Below are 14,939 nucleotides of genomic sequence, written 5' to 3'. Positions count from 1 at the left end.
AACGGAGACAAATACTCGCTTATTTGTCTCTATTAAGGCAAAATGTTTATCCAAGAACTGAATTAACATTTTACACTTGACCCTCCAAGTCAAAAGTGAAAATATAAAGTTTAATAAATAAACAATAATAGCCTTTGGTTTAATCATTGGAAGATCCAAACGACGTTGCAATTCGCAAGCTTACTCGTAAGAATCGCCGCTTAGAGTCCTTGCTGAAAAAATACAAACAAAACTATCACTTGCAACATGCCTTGATCCAGCTCTCTGAACAGGCTAGTACGGTTGCCGAGCTAACTCTTCTATACCCCGCAATTCACAGCATACTTGAGCAACATTTGCCGAGTAAGAGCTTTTATGTTGTGTTGCAAAATCAATTTACTCAAACTCTAGAATTGTCTTATTTTGTCGATGAAAAAGATGGCATCTCCGTACCACTTCACGAATCACACCATTTTGATCAAGGTGTTACAGGGTATGTCTTTAAGACTAAAAAAGTGCTGTATTTAAGCAAAGATGAAATGCAGCTGATGATTGACGACAATAAATTCAAAGCCTTGGGTAGCCCTGCTGAACACTGGGTTGGTGTGCCTATATTCAGAGATAAAAACATCATTGGCGTCATGGTTTCCCAGAGCTATCAACCTCAACAAGCTTATAACGAGCATCAAATAGAGCTTCTTGAGGTGATGTCTCTATATTTGGCAACCGCCATAGAAAGAGTTAAAAAGCGAGAGTTACTTGAATCAGAAGTCAAAATCCGCACACGTGCTTTGATGCAGAGTAATGACGCGCTTAACAAAGAAATAGAACAGCGTAAACGCGCCTTAGAAAGACAGCAAATACTGTTTAAGATTTCTGAATTAGCAACACAATTCAGTGACATTGACGATGTTTACAAGCAGGTTCATAAAATCATTCGCTCTATCACGTTTGCCAATAACTTGTACATCGCGCTACATGATACCGGCTCCAACTGGCTGAGCTTCCCCTATTGTGTGGATGAAGTGACGGAATATCGCCCTCGACCCTTTGCCAAAGGCTATAGTGAACTGGTGATAACCACTGAGCGAAGCCAACTTATAGACACCAATCGCGCTGATATACTTATCGATGGCGGTGTGGTGAAACGCCCTCCTGATTACGATGACTTAGAAACGGCAACAAGCTGGTTGGGCGCACCTCTAAAGACTGCGAAAGGGGTAATAGGGCTAATTGCTTGCCAAGCTTACAATCATGAATACGAATACAATCATGAAGATGTAGAACTTATTTCTTTTGTCTCCAATCAGATTGCCTCTGTTTTACAAACACATCTGGCTAACCAAGCGCTCAAAGCAAGTAACCAAGAGCTCGAACACCGGGTTGCTGAAAAAACCAAGGCATTGCGACAAACCAATTTACATTTGCAAATGCAAATTGAAGAGCGTAAAAAAATCGAGCAACAGCTCTATCACGACGCACATCATGATCCACTCACCTCATTACCCAACCGAAGTCTGTTTTTGACTCAACTAGAAAAAACACTGCAAAAATATCAGCGCTACCCTGAGCACAACTTTGCGGTATTGTTTATCGACCTTGATAAATTTAAAGTCATAAATGACGAATTAGGGCATCAAGCTGGCGATCAATTTTTAATTTGGGTTAGCTCTGCGTTTTCTGAGTGCATTCGAGAACACGACTTATTAGCGCGCTTGGCTGGTGATGAATTTGTGATCTTGCTCGATCACCTTACCGACAAACAGCAAGCTGAAGACGTTGCCAAACGCCTTATTCGCGTCATGCAACAGCCATTCTGCATGAAAGGAGTATGCATGCAAAGTGGTGCCAGTATTGGTATTACGTACAGTAATAAAGAATATAAAAATACCGATGAGATCATTCGTGATGCTGACGCAGCCATGTACTATGCAAAAAATGCAGGCCGTGGTCGCTACGAGTTTTATCATCCATTGCTCACAGCTTCGTCTGGTAGTGCAACAAAAGCAGAAGAGCAACACCACTTGACCGCGCTGCCAACCCACTTTAGAAGCACAGAAATCGTTGATTTTGGAAATCAAGCCACACAAATCGTGACGCTGGAAGCCTTTGGCGAGCACCCCGTATTGGGCAGTACTAGCTTCGATGTCTTGAAAAAGTTTGCCGCGGCCAAAGATGAGCAATTGGATATTGAATTAGGGTTACTAGAAAAAGCACTTAAGATTGCACAAAGTTACAATCAAGATGTCCTACTTGCTTGTTCTACCATCGTTTTAGAGTCTTCTGCCTTCGTTACCTTAAAACATATGCTCAGCCAAAGTAACACACAGCTGTGTTTAATGTTTGATGAAAATGAAGTGCGATACGCCTCCAGCGTGCAATTAGAAAACCTCAAAGAGTTACCTCTGCTGGGCGTAAATATTGGCCTCAACGACTTTGCCAAAGATCGCTGTGACTTAGCCTTTTTAAGCAGCATTGATTTCAAATACGTATTGTTGAGTTCGGTATTTAGTAAACGCGTATTGCAACAAAACAGCTATGATATTCAGCTACAGGGGATTTTGGCCATAACCCATTTGAAATCAATTCAGGTCATTGCTAAAGGGCCCGCCATCTTGAACTTTAGAAGCCTCTTAGAAAAACATGGATTGCAGTTATTTTTTGGCAAGCAACAAAATTTAAAAAGTGCTCGTCAAAGCAGCAACTGCGTCAACGAGCACGAAACTCTAACGTTTTAACATCGCACGTAGATTAGCGACTCTAGCTTGTCCTTTTTCCATTCTCTCTGATTGCGACACAACTGCTTTTTTTCCTTCGAACTGCAAGTCATCTTGAGGTAGCTCTTGTACAAAACGGCTAAGTTCTGGCGTAATTTGCTCGCCGAATTGGCGGCGGCTTTTCGCATATGTTAACGTCAGAGTCTGCTGAGCACGAGTGATCCCAACATAAGCTAGACGTCGCTCTTCTTCGACGTTATCTTCATCGATGCTGGTTTGATGCGGCAACAAGCCCTCCTCCATGCCAACCATAAAGACATGAGGGTACTCCAAACCTTTCGAGGCATGTAACGTCAACAGTTGAACTGCATCACTCTCATCTTCCTCCTCGTTGCGCTCAAGCATATCTCTAAGTGTCAATTTGGTCACTACCTCAGACAGTGTCATTGGCGGATTGTCAGCATCGCCGGTCAACATATCGCTGATCCAACGGTATAACTCAGAGACATTTTTCATTCTCATTTCTGCTGCTTTCGCGCTAGTCGATGACTCATATAGATACGTTTCATAATTGATCTCACGGATCATATCTTTAACTGCTTCCAGGGTATTTCCGCGCACGGCTCGATCACTCAACTCCACAACCCAACGCGCAAAGCCCGCTAATGCATTAAACCCTTTGCCTGTCAGACGTTGAGTCAAATCTGGATCAAAGCATGCCTCAAACAAACTAATGTGCTTGTCATTGGCCAAGCTTCCCAGCTTTTCAAGGGTGACAGGGCCTATTTCACGTCTTGGCGTATTCACTATGCGCAGAAACGCATTGTCGTCATCTTGATTCACCAACAGACGTAAATAAGCCATGATGTCTTTAATTTCACTGCGCGCAAAAAACGACATCCCCCCGCTTATTTTGTAAGGAATGCGGTTCGCCATCAAGGCCTTTTCAAATACCCGTGCTTGGTGATTGCCACGATACAAAATCGCATAATCTTTATAGCTAGTGCGCTTCATAAATTTGTGAGAAATGATCTCTGCAACCACGCGCTCAGCTTCATGTTCCTCGTCACGAGTGGCTATGACGCGCAGTGGATCCCCATATCCCAATTCACTGAATAACTTTTTATCAAATTCGTGAGGGTTATTGGCTATCAAAATATTAGCGGATTTCAAAATACGCCCTGCACTGCGATAGTTTTGCTCTAATTTTATTAAACGCAGTCCAGGGTAGTCTTTGCTCAAGAGTACTAAGTTTTGTGGCTTTGCCCCCCGCCAAGAGTAAATTGATTGATCGTCATCACCTACCACTGTAAATCGTGCACGTTCGCCAACTAATAGCTTTACCAGCTGATACTGGCTGGTATTGGTATCTTGATATTCATCCACCAACAAATACCTAAACTGATTTTGCCAGCGCTCTCTCACGTCTGCTGAGCTACCAAGTAACAACGTAGGGATCATGATCAGATCATCAAAATCTAGGGCATTGTAGGCTCTAAGCTGAGTTTGATAACGCGCATAGAGCTGAGCAAACAACGCCTTTTGCGGCTCTCGCGCTTCTCTAATTGCACGTTCAGGTAAAATCAGGTCATTCTTCCAGTTGCCTATTTGCATCTTGAGTAAGTTCAAAAGATCTTTGTCTTTCTCTAGCTCTTTCTCTGTTAACTCAGCCAGTAACTGGTTGGTATCTTGATCATCAAAAAGTGAAAAACCAGGTTTAAAACCGAGTGTTTTCACCTCTTTTTTAATGATATTCAATCCCAAAGTGTGAAATGTAGAGATCCACAACCCTTTGGCATCTTGTTTTCCTAAAGTTTGCGATACACGTTCGCGCATTTCCTTTGCGGCTTTGTTGGTAAATGTCACCGCAGCGATATTGCGCGCTTTATATTCACAATGCTGCACGAGATAAGCGATTTTATTTGTGATCACGCGAGTTTTTCCGGAGCCTGCGCCCGCTAATACGAGGCATGGACCACTAATATACTTAACGGCTTCATCTTGTTTGGGATTGAGTTTCATAAAAGGCGTGTATCCTGACCAACTGGAACCGCCTAGTTTATCTTATTCATACCATAATACCAATTTGCAAAGTTTTGATTATGATTAAACAACGCGGTTGATCCCGATGCCAAGGGCACTAAAATACTTTTATAGAGCCAACGGTTTACGGTAAGATATCCGCAATAACTAGCTATAAGGCACTGACATGATAAACCCAGCAAAGATCGAAGAGATCGCAAAGCAGATCTCAAGTAACATGCCACAAGGTGTGCGTAATTTAGCAGAAACATTTGAAGCGAAAACCAAACAAGCCATTCAAACAAAATTGACAGAAATGGACTTTGTAAGTCGCGAAGAATTTGATATTCAAAGTAAAGTTTTGATCAGAACCCGTGAGAAACTGACTGAGTTAGAGGCCAAAGTTGCCGAGTTAGAAGCTAGACTGGAAAAGCAAAACGACGCAGAATAATCGCTTCATCTTTACTTCATGTAAAAAGCACACAACTCTGTGTGCTTACATCCAATCGATTAAACTGCTTGTTGATCGCCACGGTCAACGTACCGGGTCACTAGTGACAGTAGTGCTTGCTCATAGCTTGATGACAAACCAGGGTCTGAACTGACGCCAGGAACAAGCTCATGTAGTAGTCCATCTTCAAGTCCATATACCCATCCATGAACTTCTAGCTTTTGTCCTCTGTGCCATGCATCTTGCACTATGCTTGTGCGACACACATTGCGAACTTGTTCTATGACATTAAGTTCACATAAAACATCACTACGCACAGAGGCGCTTACCTCTCGTAATACTGCTTGATGCTTCTCTTTAATATCAACAACATGTCTAAGCCAGTTGTCGATTAACCCAAACTTAGCACCGTCCAATGCTGCTTTTACTCCACCACACCCATAGTGCCCAACAACCATGATATGGCTCACCTTCAATACTTCTACAGCGTATTGCATGACCGAGAGACAGTTGTGATCCGTATGAACAACCACATTTGCAACGTTGCGATGAACGAATAACTCGCCAGGAAGTAAGTCAACGATCTCATTGGCCGGCACTCGGGAATCAGAGCAACCAATCCATAAATAATCTGGGTTTTGTTGCATTGACAACGTTTTGAAGAACTCTGGGTCACGTAATTGTGTTCGCTCGGCCCACTGGCGATTATTTTCCAGCAAGTGCGCTAGATGACTTTTTTGTTGTTGGCACATATCTATCCCCTTACCTACTGGCGCTTTGTCGCCTGTATCAATAAATTCCTTGGTGTCAGTGACTTTTCACAGAACTGTTCAAGTGTCACATCATACCCAGCCGATTGTAAATATAACACTCTATCTAGCACCAGCCACAATTCTATTGCACGCCTAAAACCATGGCGAACTAGCTCGATGCGCTCGGTGACTTTTTGCCGTTTTTGAGCCTGAGCCAAGTAATGTTGATAATCAATTTGTTGGGGCAGCTTTAGTTCTTTTTGTTCAGCCGCCCAGTGACAAAACTCGTGGAATTCACCAGAGAATATTGCTTTATTTACCGAAGGGACACTAACATAATTTGTACTTTGTGTAATATCACGCCTCAGCGCATCAAATGCTAATCGCCATAAAACTTCTTTTTTACGCACTTTTGCCACCCGAGAAGGCGCAGTAACCGTTTCTTGAAGCGCAAGTTTCATGTCGTTGTGAGTTAATCGCAGTTGGCTCTTCTTGCCCACATCACTCATAGCTTGATATTCATCACTGGTGAATAAATGATAACAACAAGGCGATAAGCTAATTTTTTCACAGCCCACTTGCGTAGCTTCGCGCATAAAGTTTTGATGCAACTTACCACATGCATGCAGTGCGACCGCGTGCTGGTGCGGTTTAAAGTGGTGACCCACCGGCTCTGTCAAGACATTCGCGCAGTGGAACGTCATCGCTAGCTTTTGATGCGCAGCACTGTGCGCGCCCTGCTCACACAAATGCACCTGTAGCTCAATGCTATCGACATGAGGCACCCCTCGATACGCCAATATCCTGCCTAAATGCCCCTTGCCAGCGCACCATTCTAATATTGGCAACTCTCGCTCATCTAGCGCAGCGACAAAGTCTTGCAATTGTCCGACTTTGCGCCCTTTAATGCCATTACTTAACCAAAATGGGAGTTCTGGACGGTCCCGAAGTGGCATATTAATTTTCGTTAATTCACTGATCTGCGTCAGCTGTGGTATATGCGCTGACAACGCTTGCTGCAGTGCTGTTTGGTCCCTATCCAATGCACTCAACGTGGCTTCATCGAGTTGCAATAGATAATCATCCAATTCTGGCCACGGCGTTGTCAGGTGATCAAAAGCCAATAGCTGCCAGTATTGTCGGGTTTCATAGAGTAGTCTATCCAGTGACTGAAAATGCGAAGTGTAAGACGAGATCATAAGCAATAGAGGTTACTTCAAGTCACGCTATTGTAATCTATCCGAGGCAGATTAGAAAATCCTCACGCCTTCATTTCAATCTTGCAAACTATAGCTTTTCCGCTGCAAAACTAAACTAATGTACATTGGCACACACAAAATGCTTAGCACGATAGCTAGGATCAACATCCAAGACCAGTTAATTTCTGTTTTGCTACCATCTGAATACAAAAAAGCATTTTTGTGTTCATGAAAGCTCGCAAGGTCAAGATGGTACAACTGTGCGATCCATTGCCATCTTGCCAATGACATATTGCCAACCGGTATCCCTGGCGCCTTAATAAAAGGCAGTAATTTATCTGCTTCATTAGCTAGTTCTTCATAGCTTTTATGCTTTGCATATAGCTTAGTGATCTGTAGCGCTTCATCTAAGTTTGCCAAAGCGTATCGCCATCCGCGCAAACTGGCACTGCGAAATTTCGCGACCATTTCCGGTCGATATGTGTATACATCTTCAGACGTAAACAATATATCCGCATACACATTGATCCCGTAGTGCTTTGGACAGATCTGCCTGGTCGCTATACCCTGCTGCGCCATTTTGAACGGTTCATTGGAGATATATACTTGCAATGCATCAAACTTACCCATTTTGAAGTCCTGTAAAGGTGACAGTCCTGAGTAAATTGGCAATTGACTTACATCTATACCCGCACGCTCTAAAATGAGTACAAGCTCAGCCCCCTCTGAACGGCCTAAATGACTAATTCTCTTACCTTGAAAATCTTTGGGAGAGTAGATATCACTATCGGCGTGTACCATCCAGCAATAAGGGGAAGATTGAAACACCGCGGCAAGAGCGACAAGCGGTTTTCCGGACATGCGCTGTTCCAACAAACCTGAATGTGTCACGCCAAATTGTGCCTGACCGGTGAGCACTTTGAATTGTTCATCAGGTTGGTGCATTTGAGCTGGCATGATATTGACATCTAGCCCAGCCTCTCGATAAAAACCTTTTTGTTTCGCAACATAGTAGCCTGCAAATTGAAATTGATGCACCCATTTCAATTGCAGAGTCACAGGCTCTAGCACGGTGGCATGTGCACCACCACAAACAAATATAAGTAAAATGAGGCAACGGAGCATAAGCTATCCTTAGTCTTTCTATATTGAATATAGAAGGCTAAGGACAGAAAAGACAGTCAGAGCATCAAACTCAACTTACTTTGCGGGCGTAGTCCTGATCTGATTTGAGGTATTGGCTAAAACAGGGGTTATTGGTCTCATCTTGATAGTCATAACCCAAGCGGCACAAGTGCTCTTCAAATTTAGCATACTCTTGCGGAGCCATTTCAAACCCGGCTAAAACATGCCCTTTTGCAGCGCCATGATTGCGATAGTGAAATAGCGTAATGTTCCACTCACAACCCAGCATTTCTAAAAACCTCAATAATGCACCTGGGTACTCTGGGAATTCAAAGCGCAATAACCTTTCCTGAATAGCCACAGGCGGTTTTCCGCCAACCATATACCGAATATGTAACTTGGCCAACTCATTGTCTGACAAGTCGGTAAATTCATATTCATTCTCTTCCAAACTCGCTTTTAACTCTTGCAACTCTTCATCTGCACTGCGCAGCCCTATCCCGACAAAGATCTGGGCCTTATTGCCGCCAGCAAACCGATAATTAAACTCTGTAATTGAACGCCCGCCAAGCGTATTACAAAACTGCTTAAAACTCCCTTTTCGTTCATCTATGGTCACACCGAGTAGAGCTTCGCTTTTTGCACCAAGGGCGGTTCGCTCTGCAATATAGCGCAGCCGATCAAAATTGAGATTTGCCCCCGACAATACTGCAGCCAATGACATCGATGACTGAGAGTGCTCGGCACTCCATTTCTTTAATCCAGCTAGAGCAACCGCACCTGAAGGCTCAGCAATTGCGCGCGTTTCGATAAAGATATCTTGCACTGCCGCACAGATCTCATCTGTTGTCACCAACATCACTTCATCACAGTATGTTTGTGCTAGTCGAAAAGTTTCCTCTCCAATACGTTTGACGGCAATACCATCGGCAAAACATCCGACTTGTTCTAACTCAACAGGTTCACCTTCCTGCATTGCTGCGTACAAACAAGCACTTTCCGTGGCTTCAACACCAATTACACGAATATCTGGACGCAGGGACTTAATATATACCGCCATTCCCGCTAACAGACCACCGCCTCCCACTGGGATAAATACAACATCCAGTTTATCCAGTTGCTGCATCATTTCTCGTGCCACAGTGCCCTGCCCAACAATCACATCTTTGTCGTCAAATGGCGGTACAAACACACCGCCTTGTTGCTGACACAAAGCTTGTGCATGAGCGTTCGCCGCATCGAAGTGATGGCCATGCAATACAACGTGACCACCCATATTCCTCACTGCGTTAACCTTAATTTCTGGCGTAGTCACAGGCATCACAATAGTTGCTTTATGCCCCAAATGAGCTGCACTCAGTGCAACCCCCTGAGCATGATTTCCCGCAGATGCGGTTACCACATGCGAATTTGTAGGTAGTTGACGCAACTTATTAAACGCACCTCTGAGTTTAAATGAATAAACAGGCTGCTGATCTTCACGTTTTAGCCAAACTTGATGGTTGAGCCGCTCAGACAACCCCTTTAAGTGACTCACATCCGTTTGCTTCACCAGTGGTGCCATATTTGCTTGAATTATAGCCCTAAAGTAGTCTAGCTCTTGTGCCACCATAGCTAACTGAGCTCCTCTAATTTTTCCAGGTCTCTTACAGCGCCTTTATCAGCACTGGTTGCCAATAGCGCATATGCTTTTAGTGCTGGCGTAACCACGCGCTCGCGATTGAGCGGCTTATAGGCTTCTTTACCACGTGCACTTTGCTTTTCACGGCGCAGCGCTAACTCAGTATCATCCAACAATACATCGATTGAGCGCGTGTGAATGTTAATCGCTATCAGATCTCCATTTTCTACTAGTGCTAATGTCCCTTCGCTCGCCGCTTCTGGTGATACATGGCCAATCGATAATCCTGATGTACCACCTGAAAAGCGTCCATCAGTTAAGAGCGCACAATCTTTATCTAATCCCATCGATTTAAGGTAACTAGTTGGATACAGCATTTCTTGCATCCCGGGCCCACCTTTTGGACCTTCGTAGCGGATCAAAACGACATCCCCTTTTTTGACATCGCCGCCTAAGATCCCTTCTACCGCATCGTCTTGTGATTCATACACTACCGCAGGTCCAGTAAATTCCAGCATTTCATCAACCACACCGGCACTTTTCACAATGCAGCCATCTGGTGCTAAGTTACCAGTTAAAACCGCTAAGCCTCCGTCTTGACGAAATGCATGTTCGACACTGCGAATACATCCACCTTCGCGGTCTAGGTCTAACGTATCCCAGCGATACTCTTGGCTCATTGCTGTCGTTGTACGGATCCCCGCAGGGCCGGCACGATAGAATGTTTGAGCCTTTTCATTTGTGCTGTCATTGGCATCCCAGCGCGCCAATACATCACCGAGTGTGCCACCAGCCACATGACCAACAGAAAGATCCAACTTACCGGCTTTTGCCAACTCGTTTAGAATCGCCATAATGCCACCAGCTCGATGCACATCTTCTATGTGGTATTGCTGAGTCGCCGGTGCAACTTTGCACAAGAATGGCGTATTTCTCGACAACTGATCGATATCTGCCATATCAAAGTCGACACCCGCTTCTTGTGCTGCGGCTAAAATGTGTAGTACCGTATTTGATGAACCACCCATCGCAATATCCAGCGTCATTGCATTATTAAAAGCGGCTTGGTTGGCAATATTTCTCGGTAGCACTGCTGCATTATCTTGTTGATAATACTCATCACATAGCGCGACAATGCGTTTTGCTGCGCCATCATATAGTTGCCGTCTATCTTTGTGCGTCGCAAGTGTTGTGCCATTGCCAGGCAAAGCAAGCCCAAGAGACTCAAGAAGACAGTTCATTGAGTTCGCAGTAAACATGCCTGAGCACGATCCACATGTCGGGCAAGCAGAACGTTCAACCTGTTCTGAATCTTCATCGCTCACAGTTGGATCAGCGCCTTTTACCATCGCATCGACCAAGTCGAGCTTCAAATCGATATCTGCTAACCGGGTTTTGCCCGCTTCCATCGGACCACCTGAAACAAAAATAACTGGGATATTGAGTCGTAAAGCGGCTAACAACATGCCTGGAGTGATTTTGTCACAGTTAGATATGCACACCATCGCATCGGCGCAGTGTGCGTTTACCATATATTCAACGGAGTCAGCTATTAGATCTCGTGAAGGTAAAGAATACAGCATACCCCCATGGCCCATGGCGATCCCGTCATCAATGGCTATCGTATTAAACTCACGCGGCACACCGCCTGCTTCTCTGATGGCATCAGCCATTAAATCACTGAGCTGATTAAGGTGTACATGACCAGGTACAAATTGCGTGTATGAATTGACTACCGCGATCATCGGTTTATGGAAATCTTCGTCCGTCATACCTGTCGCACGCCAAAGTGCTCTCGCGCCTGCACGTTTACGACCTTCTGTCGTTGTTTTACTTCGTAACTTAGCCATGTATACCCCTTTTTCTCATTTTTACCGATACCCGGTAATACCTCATTCCCAAAAATAAATAATCTACAAAGTTTTAGCTATTCACGTAATCTAGCCAACCCTCTGGATCTTTCGCTTGCCCTTTGACTAAATCAAAATAAGCTTGCTGTAGCTCTGCCGTGATTGGTCCGCGTTTACCTGCTCCAACTTGGATCTTGTCAACGCTGCGCACAGGGACTACTTCCGCCGCAGTTCCCACCATGAAAAACTCGTCTGCCAAGTACAACGCTTCACGAGCAATTGGCTCTTCTCTGACTTCATAGCCACGCTCTTTTGCTAAATGAATAATGGTATCGCGGGTTAAGCCAGGTAATATACACGCTGTAGTTGGGGGTGTATAAAGCACGCCCTTTCTAACCATAAAGAGGTTTTCACCAGCACCTTCACTTAAGTAACCGTTCACATCCAGTGCAATGCCCTCTACATAGCCATTGCGTTTTGCTTCACCTGAAATCAACTGTGAAGAAAGGTAATTTCCCCCCGCTTTTGCGGCAGTTGGCATGGTGTTTGGCGCAAGGCGACTCCAAGATGACACGCACACATCCACCCCTTCAGCCAAGCTATCTTCACCAAGGTATGCCCCCCACTCCATCGCCGCGACTGTTACATCAGCAACATGTGATTTAGGGTTAAGCCCTAGCCCGACATGGCCTAGAAACGCAAATGGTCTCAAGTAAGCATTGCTGAATCCATTTTCTTTAACCGCCTGCTTACAAGCTGCTTTAACCTCTTCTTGAGAAAACGGGATCTCCATACGATAAATTTTCGCGGAGTCAAACAAACGCTGAATATGATCGTCCAAGCGAAATATGGCAGGACCATTTGGCGTATCATATGCTCTGATCCCCTCGAATACCGAACTGCCATAGTGTAGTGCATGGCTCAATACATGCGTTGTCGCCTCTTGGTAAGGGATCATTTCACCGTTGTGCCAAATAAGTTCTGATGTTTGTGTCATTCTTTAAAACCTTAATATTGTTATATTGCCTGCTGCTGTAATGTATGCAAATCAACCGACTGCACATCCACTAGCTTATTTAATTGTGATGTTAATAGATAGATAGGTTTCTCACTATCTACTGTCATTTTGACGAGAAACAACTCATCCTGCCCCTCTAATTGCAGTTGCATTAGACGAAATCCACGGTGTCGAGCCACACGTAGAAAACGCTCAACAGCAACGCTTTGATTTTTTACAGCCACAGTTAATTGATGTTTCATTGTGTGTTCTCCGTTAACATTTCATCATTTGCCGCACCCGGCGGTACAAGAGGCCAAACATTTTCTTTGTCATCAATACAGGCATGTAAAATGTAAGGACCAGAGCTATTTACTAGTTTTTCAATTGCATCATCTACTTCCGATGCATGTGTGATAGTTTGTCCAGGGATACCAAACACAGCGGCCAGCTGCACAAAATCAGGGTTATCCGACAAGTTTGTTTCACTATATCGCGCCGAGAAAAATAACTCTTGCCACTGTCTCACCATACCTAGCCTTTGGTTGTCTAGAATAACTATCTTGACGGCAAGGTTATTTCTTCTGATGGTCGCTAACTCTTGGATATTCATCATGATGGAACCATCGCCTGAAACCGTGATAACCATATTGTCCGGGCGAGCAATTTTCGCCCCAATTGCCGCCGGTAGGCCAAATCCCATAGTACCAGCGCCGCCACTGCTGAGATGGTTGCTCGGATGACTGAATTTCATATGCTGTGCAACCCACATTTGATGCTGGCCCACATCGCAACAAACAACCGTATCTTGAGGTACATCTTGGCTCAATTTATTAAGCAAATAAGGCGCAAAAACTTTCTCCCCAGGGTAGTCATAGCGCCAAGCATACTCTCGCTGCATATGGCTGATATGCTCACGCCAATCCGCAGGCGCCAAAACTCCCTGTAATAGAGGCAAAGAGACATTTAAATCAGCCACCAATGAAGCCGCTGCTGGCTTGCGTTTGCCTATTTCTGCAGCATCAATGTCTAAGTGGATCACTTTTGCTTTCGCCGCAAACTTGGCCAAATTTCCCGTCACCCGATCGTCAAACCGAGCACCGATACATACTAGTAAGTCACATTCTTGCACAGCCAAGTTCGCCGCCTTGGTCCCGTGCATACCCAGCATGCCCAAATCGTACTCGTATTCAGGTAAAACACTGCCAAGCGCTTTCAAAGTGGACACTGCAGGCATCTGGGTTTGCTCCAAAAATGCCATCAATGCAGGTTGTGCATCTGCGCTATGAACGCCACCACCGACATACGCCACTGGCTTTGAGGCTTTTCTCAATAGCTCATTAGCCAAAGCTAGATCATTTAATATCGGTGCTTCTTGCGTCTGAGTGTCTGCACTCCAAGGAGAAAAAGGCACTAGTGCTTGTTGAATATCCTTTGGAATATCAACTAATACAGGTCCAGGTCTACCAGATACCGCTAAGTGCATCGCCTGTTGCAGTACTTCAGCCAAATCCTCTGCACGCTCTACCATAAAACTATGTTTCGTACAGGATAAGGACATCCCCAAAACATCAACCTCTTGGAATGCATCTGAGCCAATCGCCGCAGTAGGAACTTGTCCAGTGATTGCCAAAAGCGGAACCGAATCCATCATTGCATCAGCCAGTGCCGTCACTAAATTCGTAGCGCCAGGCCCCGAAGTAGCAAAACAAACACCTAACTTACCCGTGCTGCGTGCATAGCCAACTGCCGCAAACCCTGCTCCTTGCTCATGGCGAGTTAAATAATGCTTGAGTGGCGCACCATACAACGCATCGTAAATCGGCATAATTGCCCCGCCTGGGTAGCCGAATACGTCTGAGATCCCCTGTTTAACAAGGATATCGATTACCATTTGTGCGCCTGTCATTGTTTTGCTCATTGCCCTTTGCTCTGTTTTTTTGCCCTAAAACGAAAAAGCCCCCCGAACTTTTCAGTGCGGGGGGCTTTTAGCTGATTCTTTTCTTACAGCACTACAAAGCCCCCGCGGTAATAATAATCACCACGTTGATAATCACGACTAGTAGTTTTGCTGTTAGTAACATAAATCCAAATCCAAAAAATTGTACTGTGCTTGATTGCATCCACTGGCAGACGAATACTGTCTGCCTGTTCTTTATTCTATTAGTAACCTGCGACAGGTGACATGTCAACCATAAAAACTATGCCATTTCATTGTAAAAAAAC

The 14,939-nt window shown here is 44.6% G+C and carries 11 protein-coding genes; 2 read left to right on the top strand and 9 right to left on the bottom strand.

Annotation, left to right across the window (positions count from 1 at the left end; all coding sequences use genetic code 11):
* Window positions 1–146: 146 nt before the first annotated feature.
* Window positions 147–2,717, top strand: a complete 2,571-nt coding sequence (locus N483_RS02420; RefSeq protein WP_023397715.1) for a diguanylate cyclase domain-containing protein — start codon at window positions 147–149, stop codon at window positions 2,715–2,717.
* On the opposite strand, the gene rep is transcribed toward N483_RS02420, so the two are convergent.
* On the bottom strand, window positions 2,706–4,718 hold the full coding sequence (gene rep / locus N483_RS02415; protein ID WP_023397714.1) for a DNA helicase Rep: 2,013 nt from the start codon (window positions 4,716–4,718) through the stop codon (window positions 2,706–2,708). The genes N483_RS02420 and rep overlap by 12 nt on opposite strands.
* 187 nt (window positions 4,719–4,905) lie before the next feature.
* On the opposite strand from rep, the gene ubiK reads away from it, so the two are divergent.
* Complete coding sequence (ubiK, locus tag N483_RS02410) at window positions 4,906–5,169, top strand: ubiquinone biosynthesis accessory factor UbiK (protein ID WP_023397713.1); 264 nt, start codon at window positions 4,906–4,908, stop codon at window positions 5,167–5,169.
* Between the two features lie 59 nt (window positions 5,170–5,228).
* On the opposite strand, the gene can is transcribed toward ubiK, so the two are convergent.
* The 8 genes from can to ilvG form a co-directional block, all read right to left on the bottom strand.
* The gene (gene can / locus N483_RS02405; protein WP_023397712.1) at window positions 5,229–5,921 is read right to left on the bottom strand and encodes a carbonate dehydratase; all 693 of its coding nucleotides are present in this window, start codon (window positions 5,919–5,921) and stop codon (window positions 5,229–5,231) included.
* Window positions 5,922–5,935: 14 nt separating this feature from the next.
* Complete coding sequence (locus tag N483_RS02400; protein WP_023397711.1) at window positions 5,936–7,120, bottom strand: methyltransferase; 1,185 nt, start codon at window positions 7,118–7,120, stop codon at window positions 5,936–5,938.
* A gap of 75 nt (window positions 7,121–7,195) precedes the next feature.
* The gene (locus tag N483_RS02395) at window positions 7,196–8,245 is read right to left on the bottom strand and encodes an ABC transporter substrate-binding protein (RefSeq protein ID WP_023397710.1); all 1,050 of its coding nucleotides are present in this window, start codon (window positions 8,243–8,245) and stop codon (window positions 7,196–7,198) included.
* Window positions 8,246–8,315: 70 nt separating this feature from the next.
* On the bottom strand, window positions 8,316–9,857 hold the full coding sequence (gene ilvA / locus N483_RS02390) for a threonine ammonia-lyase, biosynthetic (RefSeq protein WP_023397709.1): 1,542 nt from the start codon (window positions 9,855–9,857) through the stop codon (window positions 8,316–8,318).
* Window positions 9,858–9,859: 2 nt separating this feature from the next.
* Window positions 9,860–11,716, bottom strand: a complete 1,857-nt coding sequence (gene ilvD / locus N483_RS02385) for a dihydroxy-acid dehydratase (protein WP_023397708.1) — start codon at window positions 11,714–11,716, stop codon at window positions 9,860–9,862.
* 73 nt (window positions 11,717–11,789) lie between these two features.
* Window positions 11,790–12,713 (bottom strand): branched-chain amino acid transaminase, encoded by a 924-nt coding sequence (locus N483_RS02380; RefSeq protein ID WP_023397707.1) that lies wholly within the window; start codon window positions 12,711–12,713, stop codon window positions 11,790–11,792.
* Between the two features lie 20 nt (window positions 12,714–12,733).
* Complete coding sequence (ilvM, locus tag N483_RS02375) at window positions 12,734–12,976, bottom strand: acetolactate synthase 2 small subunit (RefSeq protein ID WP_023397706.1); 243 nt, start codon at window positions 12,974–12,976, stop codon at window positions 12,734–12,736.
* Window positions 12,973–14,622: an acetolactate synthase 2 catalytic subunit gene (gene ilvG, locus N483_RS02370; protein WP_036975099.1), complete on the bottom strand. Its 1,650-nt coding sequence runs from the start codon at window positions 14,620–14,622 to the stop codon at window positions 12,973–12,975. Before ilvG ends, ilvM begins: the two co-directional genes overlap by 4 nt.
* Window positions 14,623–14,939: the final 317 nt, after the last annotated feature.

Source organism: Pseudoalteromonas luteoviolacea NCIMB 1944 (assembly GCF_001625565.1).
GTDB classification, from domain to species: Bacteria; Pseudomonadota; Gammaproteobacteria; order Enterobacterales; family Alteromonadaceae; genus Pseudoalteromonas; species Pseudoalteromonas luteoviolacea_F.
Note: the sequence above shows the minus strand (reverse complement) of the source record. Positions and strands in the feature narration are given on the sequence as shown.

What these genes read in the sequence shown, in the direction of transcription:
- N483_RS02395 (WP_023397710.1), bottom strand. Translation starts at nt 8,245, where the DNA reads ATGCTCCGTTGCCTCATTTTACTTATATTTGTTTGTGGTGGTGCACAT.
- rep (WP_023397714.1), bottom strand. Translation starts at nt 4,718, where the DNA reads ATGAAACTCAATCCCAAACAAGATGAAGCCGTTAAGTATATTAGTGGT.
- can (WP_023397712.1), bottom strand. Translation starts at nt 5,921, where the DNA reads ATGTGCCAACAACAAAAAAGTCATCTAGCGCACTTGCTGGAAAATAAT.
- ilvG (WP_036975099.1), bottom strand. Translation starts at nt 14,622, where the DNA reads ATGACAGGCGCACAAATGGTAATCGATATCCTTGTTAAACAGGGGATC.
- ilvA (WP_023397709.1), bottom strand. Translation starts at nt 9,857, where the DNA reads ATGGTGGCACAAGAGCTAGACTACTTTAGGGCTATAATTCAAGCAAAT.
- N483_RS02400 (WP_023397711.1), bottom strand. Translation starts at nt 7,120, where the DNA reads ATGATCTCGTCTTACACTTCGCATTTTCAGTCACTGGATAGACTACTC.
- ilvM (WP_023397706.1), bottom strand. Translation starts at nt 12,976, where the DNA reads ATGAAACATCAATTAACTGTGGCTGTAAAAAATCAAAGCGTTGCTGTT.
- ilvD (WP_023397708.1), bottom strand. Translation starts at nt 11,716, where the DNA reads ATGGCTAAGTTACGAAGTAAAACAACGACAGAAGGTCGTAAACGTGCA.
- ubiK (WP_023397713.1), top strand. Translation starts at nt 4,906, where the DNA reads ATGATAAACCCAGCAAAGATCGAAGAGATCGCAAAGCAGATCTCAAGT.
- N483_RS02380 (WP_023397707.1), bottom strand. Translation starts at nt 12,713, where the DNA reads ATGACACAAACATCAGAACTTATTTGGCACAACGGTGAAATGATCCCT.